Raw genomic sequence first — 17,884 nt, 5'->3', positions numbered from 1 at the left:
CTTGATTACCGTCCGAAAACACCCATGCTGTTTTCGGACACGTTCACAAATTACAGAGCTGGATTGCACGTATGAAAACCGAAGCATTGCAACGTCATCGCATCAACCGTGTCATGAATTTTGCACGTAATAGTCCCTCTAATACATTGAGTTTGGAACGGCTTGCGGACGTTGCTTGCTTATCACAATATCATTTTTCAAGAGTGTTTACACACCATTGCCAGGAAACACCCCTAGCCTTTGCGGCGCGGATGCGGATGGAACAATCCGTTTCCAGCCTGATGTATCATCCTGATCTTTCAATAACCTCTATTGGTTTTGAGGCAGGCTTTTCCAGTTCCCAAGCCTTTTCCAATGCATTTCTACGCCGTTATGGAATATCCCCCAGAAGCTTTCGCAACAGAAACAAATATTTTCCAAAAGAGGTGCCGTATAATCAGGCGTCATTCTCAATAGAGACGCCACAATTGCTCGAAAACACACCCTCTTTTACACGGGGCTGGCATGTGACACTGAAAAACATGCCAGCCACACGATTGGCCTATGTGCGCCAACGCAGTGCTTATTATGATCCTTGCACAGATCGCGACACGGCTTTTTCAACCCTTATCAATTGGGCCAAACAAAACGCATTATGGAAAGACGACACAGTCATTATCGGTGTTTGCCCTGATAATGCGGGCATCACACCACCCCAGTTTTGCCAATATGATGTTGGTATTCCCGTTGAGCATGGTGTCGACGAAGATCAGACGATCAGCATACAAAATATACCAGCGGCCACACTTGCAAGCTTAACCGTCCGAGGCCCCTTGCCCGTTCTTCGCATGGCTTGGAAATGGCTTATATCTGAATGGCTTCCCCAAAGCGGTATGGTTCTTGCGGATCATGCATTTTATGAAACCTTCCGAAGCCGTGACATTACAGAGGATGGCTGCATCATTGAGGGTGATTTGTGTATGCCTGTGCGGATGAAAACCCATGACATCAAATAAATATCTACGACTGGTGCCTTTAAGATTGGGTTTATCAGTTTTTCTGGCTTGGGCTATTTTTCTTGGTTTTACCCATAAAGCGATCGCAGATGAATGGCATGTTGATAAATCCCGCAGCAAGTTAGGGTTTACCATTTCAACACCTTCAGCCCCAATTGATGGGTTTTTTGAAGACTTTGACGCCAGTATCACTTTTGATCCGGATGATTTGGCTCAAAGTATGATCGACATCATTATTCATACAAGCACATTGCGTTTGGAAAACACTCAGCATCAAAGCATGGCTTTATCCAAAGAATGGTTGGATACGTTGGGTTTTCCCACAGCTCATTTCAAATCGACATCTATAGGAAAAACCGACAATGGCGCTTTCATCGCAACGGGCTTTGTAACAATCAAAAAGATGCGCCATCCCATTGAAATACAGTTCTCTGTTGTGTTCCAAGATGCATATGCGCATGCAAAGGGCACTGCAAATTTACTGCGATCTAACTTTGGCATTGGGTCGGCAGAGAACACAAACATCCCTGTTGCAGACGCATTTGTGGTCAACTTTGGAATCCACGCCAACAAAGGGTAACCCCTGTAATTTATTTAGATTTTAATAGTCTTAACCACATCATTTAGGCCGAATCACTTTTCGCTACCCAAATCCTTGTGTTCGCTGTATAGTTATCCACAATAATAATAAAAAAATACGAGGTATAGGTCATGAGATGTCCGTTTTGCGGGAATACTGACACCCAAGTGAAAGATTCACGCCCAGCTGAAGATCACGCAGCGATCCGTCGCCGTCGTTTATGCCCGTCATGCGGCGGTCGTTTTACCACATATGAACGCGTTCAATTGCGCGACTTGGTCGTTATTAAGAAAAACGGCAAACGCGAAGACTTTGATCGCGATAAACTGGCTCGTTCCATCCGTATGGCCATGCAAAAGCGCCCTGTAGAACCTGACCGCGTAGAACAGATGATTTCTGGTATTGTGCGTCGTTTGGAAAGCATGGGTGATAGTGACATCGATAGCGATCAAATTGGTGCCATCGTCATGGATACATTGGCACGTATTGATACCGTTGCTTATGTACGCTTTGCCTCTGTTTACAAAAACTTCCAAGCCGCTGATGACTTTGAAGAATTTGTTTCTGAATTGCGCCCAAACAAACCAGAAGAAGACTAATCATGAAGACGCATTCGGCTGACGAACGCTGGATGCGTTTAGCCCTTTCATTAGGGTCACGCGGATTGGGAACGACATGGCCTAATCCCGCAGTAGGATGTGTGATTGTGAAAGACGGTCGCGTTCTAGGACGCGGTTGGACACAGCCCACAGGACGCCCCCATGCAGAACGCGTTGCTTTAGCCCAAGCGGGGGATGCTGCCAAAGGGGCAACAGCTTATGTAAGCTTGGAACCTTGCTCCCATACGGGGAAAACATCGCCCTGTGCGGATGCATTGGTGGATGCAGGCATTGCCCGAGTTGTTTGCGCCACTGGCGACCCAGACGAACGTGTGGCTGGTAAAGGCTTTGATAAACTACGTGCAGCTGGTGTAGAGGTTGTAAATGGCATTCTGCAAGCAGAGGCTGATGCAGCCAATATGGGTTTCTTTACCCGCATCACCAAAAAACGCCCGATGATCACTTTGAAACTAGCCAGCAGTCTGGATAGTAAGATCGCCACGAAAACTGGTGAAAGCCAATGGATAACTGGGCCAGAAGCGCGATCATATGTCCATTACCTGCGCGCCACACATGACGCAGTGATGGTTGGTAGTGGAACGAGTATTGCAGATGATCCTAGCTTAACTGTGCGCCTGTCAGGTTTGGAGCATCGCCACCCTGTACGCATTATCCTCGACAGCACTCTGTCTACACCCAACGACAGTGCATTGGCGCGTACAGCGCATGAAACACCAGTTTGGATTTGCCATGGTCAGGATGCAGATTTGAAAGGCTGGGACAGTACAGATGCAAAGCTGATCCCATGTGATCTGGATAACGGACATGTCTCTTTGACTGATGCCCTAGAAAAAATTGCGGCTCAGGGCATCACGCGTGTGTTTTGCGAAGGGGGTGGCAAGCTTGCGGCATCATTGATGGCTGGCGGCTTTGTTGATCGGTTAATCACTATGACTGCAGGGATTGCTATTGGGGCGGATGGCGTACCGAATTTAGGGGAGCTTGGTGTTCAAACGCTAGATGCGGTCCCTAGGTTTGAAATGCACAGTTACCGCAAAATAGGTGACGATCTGATGGTAGAATGGCATGCCGTCTAACGCCATAGATATGCGTAGCTTGCAAATAATCCTTGAATTTTCGCCAATATGCGGATGGATGCAGGGCCTCGTTTCTGCAGTTCCCCACGTTCAAACCGTTCAAGAACCACTTCAACAGGGCAAGCGTCACCTGTGATTGGATCCCAATACCGCGGATAGGCAATTAATGTTGCATGAACCAAAGCGGATAAACTGACCTCTGCCTTACGACGTTTGATCTTAGCTGCGCGATCATCTGTTAATCCCCAACCACTATAAAATGGTTGGCCATAGCAGGTTACAGATTTACCACGGATCAATGCTTCGAACCCCGTTAACGATGTGATTGTCGCTATGTGGTCAACTTGATCCAATAACTCAGCCATCGAACCATTATCAACGATCTGATCCGCATATTGCGCTGTATCATTGGGCTGGATCATCCCTATACGCAGCCCTGCCAACACATCGGGATGTGGTTTATAAACGATGTAATCGTTTGGGAAATCTGCGCGAGCTGCTTTCAATAGCTCAAGGTTAGTCTTAACTTTTGATGCGCCTTTTAGGATAGATGCATCATCCTCTACTTGCCCTGGCACAAGTATAATTTTCTGACCTTTTGCAGCGTTTATTGTAACAGCATTAGCCTTTAAATTATACTTGGTCATTTTCAATGCAATGACGCGGTCACGAATATGATTGGCGCGCGCCAAGTCCATATCAGTCAGAGTATCGCTTTGATTAAGAAGTGTTTCCAAACGGCTTTGATCCGTTGGGTCGTAGTATATGCCTTGATCATCAAACGCTAATGAAACAGGTGCTACGAGTTGCGCGCCCAAACCTACAGATCGCAAAAATCCATCTTCTATGCGCACTAAAGGGACATCTTTGGCCTTACATTGCTGAACTAAGTCAGATGTTACTTTTCCCGCCCAAGCCAAGACACGCCCATTGGCTTTTTGAGCTAATTGAGCGGCTTGTTCCGCCGAACTGACAAAACGTGGTGTTGTATGTTCGGTGGATAAAAATTGTCTTAAGAAGCCACGTTTCCATAGTCGCATTCCCAAACAAATAGAGGGCTGCTTACTGTCCTGATGCTGTTGGGACTGTGCATGTAAATTACGAACCGCTGATTGAAATTCAGTAGCCCGATCAAAATATGGGTCATACCATTTCGAGTACTGCAAATGGGTCGCCCAAAACAGTTGTTCAGCCGTACATTTCAGGGGTTTCTTACGTGCAGAGCCGCGATCATCCGTTAATCCAAGTCCTGCATAGAATGGTCGGCCAAATACAATAGGTTTGTGTCCCGCAAAGATTGCTTCAAGCCCAACTTGCGATGTCACACAATAAATCTTATTGGCTTTTTCAAATAACTCCCAAGGGGAAATTTGCGCTGATAAAAGACTGACTTGATCATCGCAATCGTGTTCGGTGAAATGTCCTAAGCGCTTTCCTGCCGTGGTTTCAGGGTGTGTTTTGATAAGTATCTTCTTATCAGGATTTTCCAATTTCGCGCGCGACAACATATCTGCAAAAGTATCTGGTCCAGCGGCCCCTTTTTCTATCGCTGCATCACGTAGGGTCTGATCAACCACCAAGATGAAATCATCGCAGATTTCGACGTTATGCCGCGTAAAATTATTATACTTAGAAAGTTTAAGATGACGCATATACGTCACCATTTGCGCAGCATATGTAACCTCATCTAACGTTAGTTTTGTGCTTTTTTCCAGCCAGTCATCGATATCACTTGGAACTTCCGTGTCAAAATAGATACCAGTATGATCCGTCACAATTCCCATTGATGGCGCGTTTTGCCGCCCCGTCAGAACTGACCTTAAAAAAGCGTCTTCGACAGTGATTAACCGTCTCTTGAAATGATTAGCGACAGCCATACCACGTTTGGCAGTTTTTTTACGCCCCCAAACCGCAACAGCATCGCCATCACGCAATGGTAAACCAAACTTCAGCTGCCAGCCGTGCGCTTTTAGAATACGCCGTACACGTCTTTGAAAAACTAGCCCAAGACTGTAAACAAAAAGGCGCGGGCGACTTTTGTCATGCTCCGCGCCTTTTCTAAGTGCCATGCTGCTAACAGCCTTAGTTTGTACCCTGTGCCGCATTGGCAAGGGAAGCTGCTGCACCAACTGTGCCTGTTAGAACAGTCAAAGTTTTTGTCCATGCAACGTATGGTGCTTCAGTGACATAAATTGTATCACCATCGCGTATTTGGAAATCACGACCTAAGAATACACCATTTGGTTCTGTTAAATTCAAAACATAGGCAAAACGTTTTGAAGTCACTAAATCATCACGCCCCAATACACGGTTTGCATATTCTGCTGTTTCATCGCGAAAGATAAACACACCCGTAGGGTCAGCCAATGAACTATTTAAACCACCCATAAACGCAATTGCTTCAATCGCAGACACTTCTGGTGCGGGAAATTCAACCAAGGATTGCCCCCCTGTTGCACCCAACGCTGTAAAACGTCGTGTGTCTTCTTTTAAAAGGATACGGTCACCAGGACGCAAAGCAATATCCTGTTCGTTACTGGAATATAAGTCTTCCAACCAAACTGTGCCTTTATTCTTGCCGCGAATAACCGTCACACGTGTGTTTTCTGGTGCTGTAGTAACACCGCCCGCTTGTGCAATCATAGAAGATAGCGTTGAAGTAGATGCTTCAATTGGAAAAACACCTTGTGCTGTACTACCAACGATAGAAACGGTTGAACCGTCGCCTGGTACACGACGTACAATAACTTGCGGGTCAGGCGTTTGACTATCTAATTTACGTGTAATAACGCCGCGCAAACCTTCGGGGGTATTCCCTGATGCTTTGATACGTCCTGCATAAGGTACAAAGATATAACCCGCTTGGTCCACTTGTAGTTCTGTCAAATTAGACGGAGCCCCAGCGACGCCAAGCAAGCCCTCTTCAACGTTTTCATAAATGGTTAAGGCAAGCACATCACCTGGACGAACTGTATCAGCTCCAATACGCCCTGCTTTTTGGAAATTTGCATCAAATCCAACGGCTGGTGCTTTTGCTGTTGCCTGCACAACGCGGTCATTTAACGAAACGATAAACGCGTTGCCTTGGCGTTGAACACTGCCAGCAAAGATTTCTTTTTTATTAGGTCCAGCACGCGGTAACCCACATGCGGCAATAGTGAATGCCAATGAAAACAGGGCCAATCTTTTGACCCAAATTGAATTGCGACGTGACATGTAACCTGCCCTTCTCGTCTAACTGCCTCTAGTTTTTTCTTTGAAACTAACCAATTGTCAGATTTTTTTCTAGTATTTGTTTGATTTAACCAGTTCCAAGCATCGACTGTTGCACAGGTGCCGCGCTTGTTTCTTTCAATATATTGTATGTATCTTTGGGTTCTAACACCAAATCCACAAGCTGTAGTAGTAAACGCTGTCTATTGACCCGTGAATAAAACCCCCCAGGAACCTGTGATGTTGCCAAAAGATACTGTCTATAATCACGATATGTCGACAAATCTGGCTTTTTCGGATTGGCAAAAAACGCGCCTAAATCTTGACTTGAGGTAAATTCGGGGCGGTCATAAACACTTGTCCCCATTGTTTTAATCGGTAACCCACGCCAAAGCGCCTGTTGCGCAGCTGTTGAGTTAATTGTTACCACACTAGATGCAAAATCTAAAATTTGTGCAAGTTTTCCGCCGCGAATATAGTGAATACGTCCATCAACGTTGAATTCTTTTGATAAATCTGTGGTCACTTGTGCCAATGGCTTACGCTCATCTTCTAAAGGATGTGCTTTAAAAACAAGGTGGTGATGTTTAGGAGCGTGCTTGGCAAAAGCTTCTACGCATTCTCGCATAAACACATCCATACCTGTGTATTTGCTGTGACGACGAATAGATGCATCATGGCTAAGCTGAAGTATACCCAAGTGATAACTTACACCGCTTTTTACCAACCGTTTTGTACTAAAACGCCTTTGGATAGCATGCGGGATGCGATTTAATATCTTTACCAAATGTAATTGGAATTCATTCCGAACTGAATTATCGCGGTGCGACACATAATTTGGATAGTCTTTATTCCAAAATAAAATGTGCCAATGATAGACTGCGCCCAACAGAATATGTTGGCGCATATCCCCCCAACGCACAGGAGCAGAGGGTTGTTGTGCACTTACTTTGTCCATATCTTTGCGCATATCTTCAATGCTTGTTTTTAACAGACAAGAGTCACCATTCACGCCCTCACGCTCATAGGTAGCCCAATAAGGACGCAAATATCCTTCTTCCAAATAATGTATTGTTATGCCTAGATCATTTGCACATTTAACTGCATCAACATGGACACGACGATTATCGCCATAAACCACCAAATCTGTATAACCTTGCTGTAAAACATCCTGAATATATTCAGGCCAATTTTCCAGTTTACCCGTGAAATCGGATCGCGTTTTACTATTGCGCCAAAAAAACCGATCCCCGGCATTAAAGCAAATCTTGTGAACACTCACGCCTTTTTCAACTAAGCGTTTTGAAAACTCATATTGAAACGGCCCATGTGGCCCCTGAAGAAAAAGGAAACTGCGATCTTGGTTTTTCAAAGTTTTCACAATAAGCAACTCGGTTGAATCCGCCCCCAACTGGCATTAGACTGTTACATAGCGTGTTTTGATGAAATTTGTCACGAAATTCAACGTTTTGACGCAAAAAACTTTACTACACGTAAATACAGTCTGGTTTGACTCTATCTTGCCTTGCGGGTAACGAAATGACAGGTTAGCTGCAACCTCTTCTATGACTTAAGGGCACATTCATGTTCACAGGAATTATCACAGATATCGGCACCATCGCAGAACTGGAACAGCGCGGTGATTTACGTGCGCGTATCAACACGAAATACGATCATACGGGCATCGATTTGGGTGCGTCTATCGCATGTAGCGGTTGCTGTTTGACTGTTATTGAAAAAGGTGCCGATGGCACACAAAATTGGTTTGATGTCGAAATTTCAGCAGAAACAGTATCGAAAACCAATATTGGCACAAAATGGTCAACGGGCGCACGTGTCAATTTAGAGCGCGCGTTGAAAGTCGGCGATGAACTGGGCGGGCATATTGTTTCAGGTCATGTAGACGGCGTTGCAACAGTCACCGCTATTAAAGACGAAGGCGACAGTACTCGTGTTACTTTCGAGGCTCCGATGACTTTGGCAAAATTCATAGCCCCCAAAGGGTCTGTTGCGCTGAATGGAACATCACTGACTGTGAATGGCGTAGATGGTGCTGCTTTTGATGTAAACTTTATCCCACATACAAAATCAGAAACCACTTGGAATGATTTAACTGTCGGCGATCCAATCAATTTAGAAATTGATACATTGGCCCGCTACGTATCCCGTTTGAATGATATGCAGGGCACATAAGCTATGGCACAACATGGCGACCTTCCAACACTAAGCTTTGATGATGCACCCCGCGTGTTGATTGTTGTGTCAGTGTACCATTCAGACATCACAGATAAATTGTTAGCAGATGCCAAGGACCGTTTGAATGCAGCAAACGTTCCCTTCGATATCGCAGAAGTGCCTGGAGCATTAGAAGTACCAATTGCTATTCGCTTGGCCTGCAATTCAGATAAATACAAAGGCTATGTCGCTTTAGGATGCATCACGGGTAATAATACACTTGGCGTGGAAACGACCCGCAGTTTATCCGAACTTGGATTACAGGGGCTTTGCATCGGCAATGGCGTCTTAGCCGCTGAAAGTCATGAACAAGCCAAAGAATACGCAAAAAATGCAGGTGCAGCCGCTGCAAACGCTGCTTTACACTTGATTGCCCTGAATAATCGCTTCAATAAGCCCACAAAAGGCATAGGCTTTAAACCAGCATCCGAGAATATCATTCTTGCGGGCGAAACAGACGGTAATAAAACGGCATGACCAAGCCAGATAGACGATTGATGAAATCAGCATCGCGCCTTTATGCGGTGCAAGCCTTGTTTCAAATGGAAGCAAGCGATGTGTCTTTGGATGCAATACGTGAAGAATTCGTAACACACCGTTTTGGCGCTGAAACCGAAGAAGGTGAGTTTCTGGAAGGCAATGTGAATCTATTTGAAACATTGATCTTTGAAGCTGTAAACAATCAAGCCAAGGTTGATCAAATGACGGACCGTGCTTTGGTTGCTAAATGGGCGATCGATCGTATTGATCCAACAATCCGTGCATTATTCCGCGCTGCCGGTGCTGAGTTGATTGTGGCAAAAACACCGCCAAAAGTGTGTATTTCAGAGTTCGTAGATGTTGCAAAAGCCTTTTTCCCAGAAGGACGTGAACCAAGTTTTGTAAATGCTGTTCTGGATCATATGGCGCGCGAAGTGCAACCAGATGCATTCACATAACAATCAAGAAATCGTCATCGAATAAAACCCAAACTGGGGTGTTTACGTGGTATCAATAGCTTAAAGGATACCAGCATGCGTTTTATTACATTAATTTTTATGACGTTTATCGGCTTAAGCACTGCTGTGTTCGCCGAAACCATCAAATACGATTTGGTAAAAGGTAAATCCAATGTTGGCTTTGTCTATATGTTTGGCAGCAATCCAAACAATGGGCAATTCGTTGATTACGATGCGGATATCGCTATAAACTTTGAAGTCGCATCCAGAAGTAAAGTAGACGTCACTCTGCGTACAGACACAGCCAAAGCTGGGTTTGCTTTTGCAACATCCGCTTTGCGTTCAAAGTCGGTTTTAAATACAAAACAATTTCCAGACATTCGGTTTGTCTCCAAATCTGTTCGTGCGGCGGGCGCTGGCGCGATTATCAAAGGAGATGTGACCGTACGCGGCATTACCAAACCTTTGACATTGAATGCCGTACTTTTGCGGGATCCAGGTACGAAAGCATCAGAGCGTGACAACCTGCGTATGCGGATCACAGGAAAACTAAACCGCCATGATTTTGGTGCAAGTGGTTATCCTGATCAGGTGGGCCCAGATTTGAACATCAAGATTGATGCCCGTATCAAACGTCAGTAAACGCCATAAAAAGCTGGAGGTTTTAACACTTCCACGTTAGACCAGCAAAAAACAAGCTGGCTTACTTATGACACGTATACTTATCACTTCCGCCCTGCCTTATATCAACGGCATTAAACATCTTGGTAATTTGGTTGGCAGCCAATTGCCATCCGATGTTTATGCCCGCTTTAACCGCGCTTTGGGCCGTGAAGTGATGTTTATCTGTGCAACGGACGAACATGGGACGCCTGCAGAATTAGCCGCAACAAAAGCAGGCCAAGATGTGGCTGATTATTGTGCAGATATGCATGAAACACAGGCTGAGTTGGCAAAAGGTTTTCGTTTATCTTTTGATTACTATGGCCGTTCTTCAAGCCCGCAAAACCATAAGCTGACACAGCATTTTGCAGGCAAGCTTGCGGAAAACGGCTTGATCGAAGAGGTCAGCGAAAAGCAGGTCTATTCCAATGCAGACGGTCGTTATTTGCCAGATCGTTATATCGAAGGTGAATGCCCGAACTGTGGCTCACCCGATGCGCGCGGCGATCAATGTGAAAACTGCACCAAGCAACTTGATCCAACAGATTTGATCAACCCACGGTCTGCAATTTCTGGTTCTACTGATTTGGAAGTGCGCGAAACAAAGCACTTGTATCTAAAGCAATCTACAATGCGTGATAAGCTAGACGCCTGGATTGATGAGAAAAAAGATTGGCCAGTTCTGACCACATCCATTGCCAAAAAATGGTTGCATGATGGCGACGGCTTACGTGACCGCGGTATCACCCGTGATCTTGATTGGGGTGTACCTGTCAAAAAAGGCGATCAGGATTGGGACGGCATGGAGGGCAAAGTGTTCTATGTCTGGTTCGACGCCCCTATTGAGTATATCGCAGCCACAGCGGAATGGGCCGAAGCCAATGGTTTGGGTGATGGTGCATGGGAGCGTTGGTGGCGTACTGACAAAGGGGCTGACGATGTGAAATACGTTCAGTTCATGGGCAAGGATAACGTACCATTCCACACACTGTCCTTCCCATCCACAATCATGGGCTCGGGCGAACCTTGGAAATTGGTCGATTACATCAAATCTTTCAACTACTTAAACTATGATGGCGGCCAATTCTCGACCTCTAAAGGGCGTGGTGTATTTATGAACCAAGCCTTGGACATTCTACCGTCTGATTACTGGCGTTGGTGGTTGTTGACGCATGTTCCTGAAAGCTCTGACAGCGAATTCACATGGGATAACTTCCAGCAAACAGTAAACAAAGATTTGGCAGATGTGTTGGGTAATTTCGTATCCCGCGTCACAAAGTTCTGCCGTGCAAAGTTTGGTGAGGAAGTTCCAGCTGGTGGTTCATATGGCGATGCTGAAAACGCTGTAATTGCCGAAATCAGCAAACGTTTGGAAACTTATAACACCCATATGGAAGCGATGGACATTCGCAAAGCCACATCAGAATTGCGCGCAATTTGGGTGGCTGGTAATGAGTATCTGCAATCGGCAGAGCCTTGGGCAAAGTTCAAAACCGACCCAGAAGCAGCTGCAGGTATTGTGCGTTTTGCCTTAAATCTGATCCCGCTTTACGCCGTTCTATCAGAACCATTTATCCCCGATGCAGCCGATACAATGCTGAGTGCGATGAACACAAAAGCGGATTGGCCAACGGATGTGGCAGCTGCTTTGAACAACTTGAAAGCAGGTCATGCCTTCACAGTCCCAGATGTAATGTTTGCAAAAATCAGCGACGATGCCCGCGACGAGATGGAACGACAGTTCGCTGGGCAATCTTAAATAACCTTGCTAGGCTTCCATTCTAATTTCGATTTTACCGCCGAATTTATTATGGGAGCCATTTCATGTCTGACGAACCACAACAGGGTTTCGACACCCTCCAAGTCCACGCTGGCACTGCTGCTGATCCTGCCACTGGTGCACGCCAAGTCCCAATTTACCAATCCACTGGGTTTCAATTTCAAGACGCTGCTCATGCTGCGCGTTTGTTTAACCTAGAAGAAGTTGGTTATATTTATTCGCGCCTGACCAACCCAACGGTTGGCGCATTACAAAACCGTATAGCGGCCCTAGAGGGCGGTGCTGGCGCTGTTTGCTGCTCTTCGGGTCACGCAGCCCAGATCATGGCGCTTTTCCCCTTGATGATGCCAGGATGCAATGTCGTGGCCTCTACCCGCCTTTATGGTGGCACAGTCACGCAATTTACCCATACAATCAAACGCTTCGGGTGGTCAGCCAAATTTGTAGACTTTGATGATACAGATGCGGTTGCTGCTGCCATTGATGAAAACACACGTGCTGTGTTTTGCGAAAGCATTGCAAACCCGGGCGGATACATCACAGATTTGGATGCAATTGCTGCGGTTGCCAACAAAGGTGGCGTGCCATTGATCGTGGATAACACATCTGCCACGCCGTATCTGTGCAATCCAATCAATCACGGTGCAACTTTGGTTGTGCATTCCACCACTAAATATCTTACGGGCAATGGCACTGTGACAGGTGGCGCAGTGGTAGATAGTGGTAAATTTGACTGGTCCGCTTCCGATAAATTTCCATCACTGGCAACGCCAGAAGATGCATATCACGGTTTGAATTTTCACAAGGCTCTTGGTCCAATGGCGTTTACATTCCACTCCATCGCCATTGGTTTGCGCGATTTGGGCATGACGATGAACCCGCAAGGAGCACATTACACATTGATGGGAATTGAAAGCTTGTCGCTGCGTATGGATAAACATGTAGCCAATGCCAAAACAGTGGCAACATGGTTGGAAAGCGACCCACGTATCGAACAAGTTACTTATGCGGGATTGGAAAGTTCACCGTATTATAATCGCATTGAAACAATATGCCCGAAAGGTGCCGGCGCTTTGTTCACTATATCTGTCAAAGGCGGCTATGATGCATGTGTGAAACTGGTCGATAGTGTGAAACTATTTAGTCTTGTTGCAAACTTGGGCGATGCACGATCATTGTTGATCCATTCTGCATCCACCACGCACCGTCAGCTAACACCAGAACAACAAGCTGCTGCGGGCGCTGCCCCAAATGTTGTGCGGCTTTCCATCGGCATTGAAGATCCAAATGATTTGATTGCTGATTTGGATCAGGCACTTACAGCCGCAACAGCATGAATAAAAAGGGCCGCAAAATTATGCGGCCCTTTTAAATTCAATGGCGAAGCATTAGCTAGACCATTCCCATGGGCGAATAAAGCTGCCCAATACGTTAGTGACATCTGCATCGGTTACGGTCGCCTCGCCCATGTCGAGCTGAGCTACAAGACCGCGTTTCTTATCTTCAACCACTTGCGCCACGCGTACTGTCATACCAGCCTCTTCCAAGGCAGCGTTATATATGCGTGTGATTGCAGATTTCCGCAGATCAGGTTTAAAGATTTTCCCAACAGCTGTTTTTGGCAATTCATCAAGAATTTCCATATACTTAGGAATTGCTGCACGCTCAGGAACATGTTCTTTTGCATAAGCAATTAACTCATCAAGCGTAACCGTAGCACCCTCGATCAACTCAACATAAGCACACGGCAACTCGCCCGCCTTTGCATCTGGTTGACCAATTGCACCAGCAAACCCAACCTGATCGTGCCCTGCCAACGCTTCTTCAATAAGAGCGGGATCAATGTTATGACCGCCGCGAATAATCAAGTCTTTTGCGCGACCTGTGATGAAAACATATCCATCTTTATCGATACGGCCCAAGTCACCCGTACGCAGATAATCACCAGCGAACAGACCCTCATTTTTGCTGGCCTCTGTATAGGTTTCACCAACAGCAACACCGTAGTTTGCGACACAAATTTCGCCCACTTCGTCGACGCCCATTTCAGATGTAACATTACCCGCTTCATCGCAGCCATAAATCTTCACATCAGTGTAAGGTAACGGAACCCCAACAGAACCAATTTTTCGTTGGCCATCAGCTGGATTACAAGAAACCAAGCATGTTGCTTCAGACATGCCGTAGCCTTCGATGATTTCAACACCAGTTGCTGCCTGGAACCGTTTGAACAATTCGATTGGCAAAGGCGCTGATCCACAGAATGCACCACTCAGCGATGATACATCCGCATCTACAGGGCGTTGCATCAATGCAGCAGCAGCCGTAGGAACTGTCACCATGAACGTTACATTCCAACGTTCGATCAATTTCCAGAAATTATCGAATACACCGTCACCCCGATAACCAGCAGGTGTCGGCAGAACCATATGTGCACCCGACATCAGACAACCAGACCAGATTGGATAGGCCGCGAATACGTGGAACAATGGCAATGGGCACAGAATAACATCTTCTGATGTGTACAGAAGTGTTGCACCGATCCAACCGTTGTACAAAACGCCAGAATGTTTGTGCTGCACGACTTTTGGCATACCTGTTGTGCCGCCCGTGTGGAAATGCGCGCAGAAACGATCGCCTGTTTCTTCGAAATCTAACTTATCCGCATTCTGAGATGCCAAAGCTGAATTAAACTCAATAACATTCGCAGAATGTTGTGTTGTTATCTTTGGACGGATCAATGGAACGATCCAGCTTAATGGTGGCGATAGGTGTGGTAGAAGATCAACTTCGACCACTGTTTCCACACATGGGCATTGCGCTACAGCTTCTGCTGCCAATTGTGCAACTTCCGTTTTGGGGAAAGCTTTCATGGTGACCAAAACTTTTGCGTTTGCTTCTTTTAGCAAAGCCGCAATTTGTTCAGGCTCCAAGGTTGGGTTAATCGGTGCAACGATACCCGCTGTCATACCGCCCATCAATGTAATCAGTGTCTCATGTGATGTTGGCAGCAAATAAGCAACCACATCGTTTTCGCCCACACCTAATGATCTGAATAGGTTGGCGCATTGTGTGACACGTTTTGTTAAATCCGTCCAAGATAGCGTAACAGCTTTGTCTTTAGGTCCAGATTTTAACTGAAAACTAACAGCATCTCCTGTTGGAAATTTATCGCGCGTTTCGCACAATTGTTCGTATACGGTTTCAGTTGACCAGCGGTCTTCCACTGGCATTTCACTTTCAAGTGCTTTGATATCAGCAATTGTTTCAAACTTATGTTTCATATTTCCTCCCAGTGCTACCGCTCCCATACGCAGCACGTTCACACAGCATGCGAGGGAATTGGGTAGTGTGCAAGAATGACGATACGTCCAAAAACAAAAAAAGGGCAGAAAAACCTGCCCTCTCTTTAAAAAACGTGAATATTATTAAGACGGAATGCGCAAAACTTGTCCTGGATAAATTTTATCAGGGTCAGACAGCATTGGCTTATTTGCCTCAAAAATTTCCATGTAACGGTTGCCTGCACCCAATGTTTTCGAAGAAATCGCCCAAAGTGTGTCGCCTTTTGCAACTGTGTGGAATGTACCGCCGCCACCTGCGTTGTCTTCTACACCTGCAACCCCTTCGACATTACCAACAGCAAGAATGACTTTTTCTTTCATCTCTTGGCTGACCGCTTCGCCGCCGACTGTAACTGTGTCGCCATCAACGCTGATATCCAAACCAGACGCATCCAAACCTAAATCTGCTATCTCTTTTTGCAACGCATCAGCATTTGGCTCTGCAGCTTCAGCCGCGCCAAACAGTGATTTCCCTGCGTTTTTCACAAAACTTAATAGACCCATAATTACTCTCCTAATCTATATCCCAAGACATTTTTTATGCCTCAGCTATAAAGTTGGGGGCTCGCACTCTCATTTGCAAGAAAATAAATGCAGAAAATACAACTTATTGGGTAAATTGCAGCTTTGCCAAACGTGCGTATAGACCATCTTGGTCAACCAATTCATCATGCGTGCCTTGCGCAACGACCTTGCCTTCATCCAGGACGATAATGCGGTCTGCTTTCTTCACAGTCGCCAAACGATGTGCCACGATCAAAGTTGTTCGATCCTTAGACAGCTCATCAACAGCCTTTTGCACAGCCTGTTCGCTTTCTGCATCCAAAGCAGATGTCGCCTCATCCAACAGTAATACAGGTGCATCACGCAATATCGCACGCGCAATCGCAATACGTTGTTTTTGACCGCCAGACAGCATAACGCCACGTTCGCCTACAAAGCTTTCGTATCCATCAGGAAGCTTCATCAAAAACTCATGTGCTGCGGCCGCTTTGGCAGCCTCATAAACTTCTGTATCTGTGGCGGATGGACGACCAAACCGAATATTTTCCATAGCTGTCGCAGCAAATACCACTGGATCTTGTGGAACATAGGCCATTTCTTTACGAAAAACATCGCGCTGAATAGTTTTAATGTCCACACCATCAAACATAACGGCGCCGGAAATGGGATCAAAGAAGCGTAGAACCATTTGAAACACTGTTGATTTACCCGCCCCAGACGGACCAACCAATGCAATAGTTTCCCCTGCATTCACTGTTAAACTCAAATCCTCTAATGCAGGCATATTTGGTCTTGATGGATACCTGAAATTAACATTTTCAAAGCGTAACTCACCCTTAACAGGAGATACCATTTCGGCAGAGACATCAGGATCATTTACAGTATCTTCGGCAGTCAACAATTCCACCAACCGTTCTGTAGCGCCTGCGGCCCGTTGTAACTCGCCCCAAATCTCAGAAAGCGCTGCAACAGACCCCGCCACCATGATGGCATAAATCACAAATTGTGCTAAAGCGCCTGGCGACATTACATCTGCACGTACATCACGTGCCCCCATCCATAAAACGCCCAATACGCCTGTGAATACCAGAAAGATAACAATAACGGTCATTAAAGCGCGTGTACTAATACGCTTACGCGCTGTTTCAAATGCCTGTTCTGTCAGATCAAAGAACCGTAAACGGCTTGGCGCTTCATGTGTAAACGCCTGTACTGTTTGAACAGACAAAAGCGTTTCAGATGCGTTGCCAGAACTTTCCGCAATGCGGTCTTGGTTTTCCCGGCTAAGACTGCGCACGCGGCGCCCTAAAACTAGGATCGGAACGACCACAGCGGGCACAAGAAGTAAAACCAAACTTGTTAACTTAAGAGACGTGAGCAACATTAAGATCATGCCGCCCAAAAAGATCAGAACATTACGTAATGCGATGGACACAGAACTGCCGATAACAGACAATATCAAAGTTGTATCCGTTGTAATCCGCGACAGAACTTCACCTGTCATAACACGTTCAAAAAATTGCGGACTCATCCCAATCATTTTATCGTAAACAGCCACACGAATGTCAGCGACCACACGTTCACCCAACCGCGTTACAAAGTAATAACGCAACCCTGTCCCAATCGCCAAAAGCCCAGCAATCCCAATCGCTGCACCAAAATATTTATCCATATGACTGGCTTCTTCAGCGGAAAACCCATCGATTACGCGGCGCACAGCCAAAGGAAGTATTAAGGAGAGGCTTGCAGTCGTCACCAAGGCCAATACGGCTAATCCCATCAGCAAGCGGTATGGCATTAAATAGGGTGCTAATTGGCGCAGCGGTCCAATTTTTTTAGACTTTTCTCGTTCTTCAGGCGCCGCAAGATTTTGTATATTTTTTACCATGGAACACCGTTATATCTTCGATTTCAGAACAGCAAGAGCAAGACTGAC

16 protein-coding genes are annotated in these 17,884 nt (G+C 46.0%); 10 read left to right on the top strand and 6 right to left on the bottom strand.

What is annotated here, in order from left to right; translation table 11 throughout:
- Window positions 1–71 precede the first annotated feature (71 nt).
- From F9L33_RS00820 to ribD, 4 genes are all read left to right on the top strand, one after another.
- Window positions 72–995, top strand: coding sequence for a GyrI-like domain-containing protein (locus F9L33_RS00820; RefSeq protein WP_152140842.1), 924 nt, complete (start codon window positions 72–74; stop codon window positions 993–995).
- A complete protein-coding gene (locus F9L33_RS00815) occupies window positions 982–1,575 on the top strand; it encodes a YceI family protein (RefSeq protein WP_152140841.1) in 594 nt (197 codons plus the stop codon). Before F9L33_RS00820 ends, F9L33_RS00815 begins: the two co-directional genes overlap by 14 nt.
- Before the next feature lie 131 nt (window positions 1,576–1,706).
- On the top strand, window positions 1,707–2,174 hold the full coding sequence (nrdR, locus tag F9L33_RS00810) for a transcriptional regulator NrdR (RefSeq protein WP_152140840.1): 468 nt from the start codon (window positions 1,707–1,709) through the stop codon (window positions 2,172–2,174).
- 2 nt (window positions 2,175–2,176) lie between these two features.
- Complete coding sequence (gene ribD, locus F9L33_RS00805; protein WP_226803871.1) at window positions 2,177–3,271, top strand: bifunctional diaminohydroxyphosphoribosylaminopyrimidine deaminase/5-amino-6-(5-phosphoribosylamino)uracil reductase RibD; 1,095 nt, start codon at window positions 2,177–2,179, stop codon at window positions 3,269–3,271.
- On the opposite strand, the gene F9L33_RS00800 is transcribed toward ribD, so the two are convergent.
- The 3 genes from F9L33_RS00800 to F9L33_RS00790 form a co-directional block, all read right to left on the bottom strand.
- Complete coding sequence (locus F9L33_RS00800; protein ID WP_193221926.1) at window positions 3,268–5,340, bottom strand: capsular polysaccharide biosynthesis protein; 2,073 nt, start codon at window positions 5,338–5,340, stop codon at window positions 3,268–3,270. The genes ribD and F9L33_RS00800 overlap by 4 nt on opposite strands.
- A gap of 13 nt (window positions 5,341–5,353) precedes the next feature.
- Window positions 5,354–6,487 (bottom strand): polysaccharide biosynthesis/export family protein, encoded by a 1,134-nt coding sequence (locus F9L33_RS00795; RefSeq protein WP_152140838.1) that lies wholly within the window; start codon window positions 6,485–6,487, stop codon window positions 5,354–5,356.
- An 85-nt stretch (window positions 6,488–6,572) separates the two neighbouring features.
- Window positions 6,573–7,865, bottom strand: coding sequence for a capsule biosynthesis protein (locus F9L33_RS00790; protein ID WP_193221925.1), 1,293 nt, complete (start codon window positions 7,863–7,865; stop codon window positions 6,573–6,575).
- Window positions 7,866–8,068: 203 nt separating this feature from the next.
- Here F9L33_RS00790 and F9L33_RS00785 point away from each other — a divergent pair, with 203 nt between their 5' ends.
- The 6 genes from F9L33_RS00785 (at window position 8,069) to F9L33_RS00760 (ending at window position 13,437) form a co-directional block, all read left to right on the top strand.
- Window positions 8,069–8,677, top strand: coding sequence for a riboflavin synthase (locus F9L33_RS00785; protein ID WP_152140836.1), 609 nt, complete (start codon window positions 8,069–8,071; stop codon window positions 8,675–8,677).
- Between the two features lie 3 nt (window positions 8,678–8,680).
- On the top strand, window positions 8,681–9,196 hold the full coding sequence (locus tag F9L33_RS00780) for a 6,7-dimethyl-8-ribityllumazine synthase (protein WP_152140835.1): 516 nt from the start codon (window positions 8,681–8,683) through the stop codon (window positions 9,194–9,196).
- On the top strand, window positions 9,193–9,657 hold the full coding sequence (gene nusB / locus F9L33_RS00775) for a transcription antitermination factor NusB (RefSeq protein ID WP_152140834.1): 465 nt from the start codon (window positions 9,193–9,195) through the stop codon (window positions 9,655–9,657). The genes F9L33_RS00780 and nusB overlap by 4 nt, the downstream gene beginning before the upstream one ends.
- Window positions 9,658–9,732: 75 nt before the next feature.
- The gene (locus F9L33_RS00770; RefSeq protein ID WP_152140833.1) at window positions 9,733–10,299 is read left to right on the top strand and encodes a YceI family protein; all 567 of its coding nucleotides are present in this window, start codon (window positions 9,733–9,735) and stop codon (window positions 10,297–10,299) included.
- A gap of 67 nt (window positions 10,300–10,366) precedes the next feature.
- Complete coding sequence (metG, locus tag F9L33_RS00765; protein ID WP_152140832.1) at window positions 10,367–12,079, top strand: methionine--tRNA ligase; 1,713 nt, start codon at window positions 10,367–10,369, stop codon at window positions 12,077–12,079.
- A 65-nt stretch (window positions 12,080–12,144) separates the two neighbouring features.
- Window positions 12,145–13,437 carry an O-acetylhomoserine aminocarboxypropyltransferase/cysteine synthase family protein gene (locus F9L33_RS00760; protein ID WP_152140831.1) on the top strand — a complete coding sequence of 431 codons (1,293 nt, stop codon included), beginning with the start codon at window positions 12,145–12,147 and terminating at the stop codon, window positions 13,435–13,437.
- 51 nt (window positions 13,438–13,488) lie between these two features.
- Here the strand turns inward: F9L33_RS00760 and F9L33_RS00755 are convergent, their stop codons facing one another.
- From F9L33_RS00755 to F9L33_RS00745, 3 genes are all read right to left on the bottom strand, one after another.
- Window positions 13,489–15,384, bottom strand: a complete 1,896-nt coding sequence (locus tag F9L33_RS00755) for an acyl-CoA synthetase (protein ID WP_152140830.1) — start codon at window positions 15,382–15,384, stop codon at window positions 13,489–13,491.
- Between the two features lie 144 nt (window positions 15,385–15,528).
- Window positions 15,529–15,948: a peptidoglycan-binding protein LysM gene (gene lysM, locus F9L33_RS00750; protein WP_152140829.1), complete on the bottom strand. Its 420-nt coding sequence runs from the start codon at window positions 15,946–15,948 to the stop codon at window positions 15,529–15,531.
- A gap of 103 nt (window positions 15,949–16,051) precedes the next feature.
- The gene (locus F9L33_RS00745; RefSeq protein WP_152140828.1) at window positions 16,052–17,836 is read right to left on the bottom strand and encodes an ABC transporter transmembrane domain-containing protein; all 1,785 of its coding nucleotides are present in this window, start codon (window positions 17,834–17,836) and stop codon (window positions 16,052–16,054) included.
- Window positions 17,837–17,884 lie beyond the last annotated feature (48 nt).

The organism is Amylibacter sp. SFDW26 (assembly GCF_009184395.1).
In the GTDB taxonomy this organism is placed as follows: domain Bacteria; phylum Pseudomonadota; class Alphaproteobacteria; order Rhodobacterales; family Rhodobacteraceae; genus Amylibacter.
The sequence above is the reverse complement of the archived record's forward strand: the minus strand, read 5'-3'. Positions and strand labels throughout refer to the sequence as shown.

Bases quoted from the DNA above. Each gene is read 5' to 3' on its own strand.
- ribD (WP_226803871.1), top strand. From the start codon at position 2,177: ATGAAGACGCATTCGGCTGACGAACGCTGGATGCGTTTAGCCCTTTCA.
- lysM (WP_152140829.1), bottom strand. From the start codon at position 15,948: ATGGGTCTATTAAGTTTTGTGAAAAACGCAGGGAAATCACTGTTTGGC.
- F9L33_RS00820 (WP_152140842.1), top strand. From the start codon at position 72: ATGAAAACCGAAGCATTGCAACGTCATCGCATCAACCGTGTCATGAAT.
- nusB (WP_152140834.1), top strand. From the start codon at position 9,193: ATGACCAAGCCAGATAGACGATTGATGAAATCAGCATCGCGCCTTTAT.
- F9L33_RS00795 (WP_152140838.1), bottom strand. From the start codon at position 6,487: ATGTCACGTCGCAATTCAATTTGGGTCAAAAGATTGGCCCTGTTTTCA.
- F9L33_RS00780 (WP_152140835.1), top strand. From the start codon at position 8,681: ATGGCACAACATGGCGACCTTCCAACACTAAGCTTTGATGATGCACCC.
- F9L33_RS00770 (WP_152140833.1), top strand. From the start codon at position 9,733: ATGCGTTTTATTACATTAATTTTTATGACGTTTATCGGCTTAAGCACT.
- F9L33_RS00800 (WP_193221926.1), bottom strand. From the start codon at position 5,340: ATGGCACTTAGAAAAGGCGCGGAGCATGACAAAAGTCGCCCGCGCCTT.
- F9L33_RS00755 (WP_152140830.1), bottom strand. From the start codon at position 15,384: ATGAAACATAAGTTTGAAACAATTGCTGATATCAAAGCACTTGAAAGT.
- nrdR (WP_152140840.1), top strand. From the start codon at position 1,707: ATGAGATGTCCGTTTTGCGGGAATACTGACACCCAAGTGAAAGATTCA.
- metG (WP_152140832.1), top strand. From the start codon at position 10,367: ATGACACGTATACTTATCACTTCCGCCCTGCCTTATATCAACGGCATT.
- F9L33_RS00815 (WP_152140841.1), top strand. From the start codon at position 982: ATGACATCAAATAAATATCTACGACTGGTGCCTTTAAGATTGGGTTTA.
- F9L33_RS00785 (WP_152140836.1), top strand. From the start codon at position 8,069: ATGTTCACAGGAATTATCACAGATATCGGCACCATCGCAGAACTGGAA.
- F9L33_RS00745 (WP_152140828.1), bottom strand. From the start codon at position 17,836: ATGGTAAAAAATATACAAAATCTTGCGGCGCCTGAAGAACGAGAAAAG.
- F9L33_RS00760 (WP_152140831.1), top strand. From the start codon at position 12,145: ATGTCTGACGAACCACAACAGGGTTTCGACACCCTCCAAGTCCACGCT.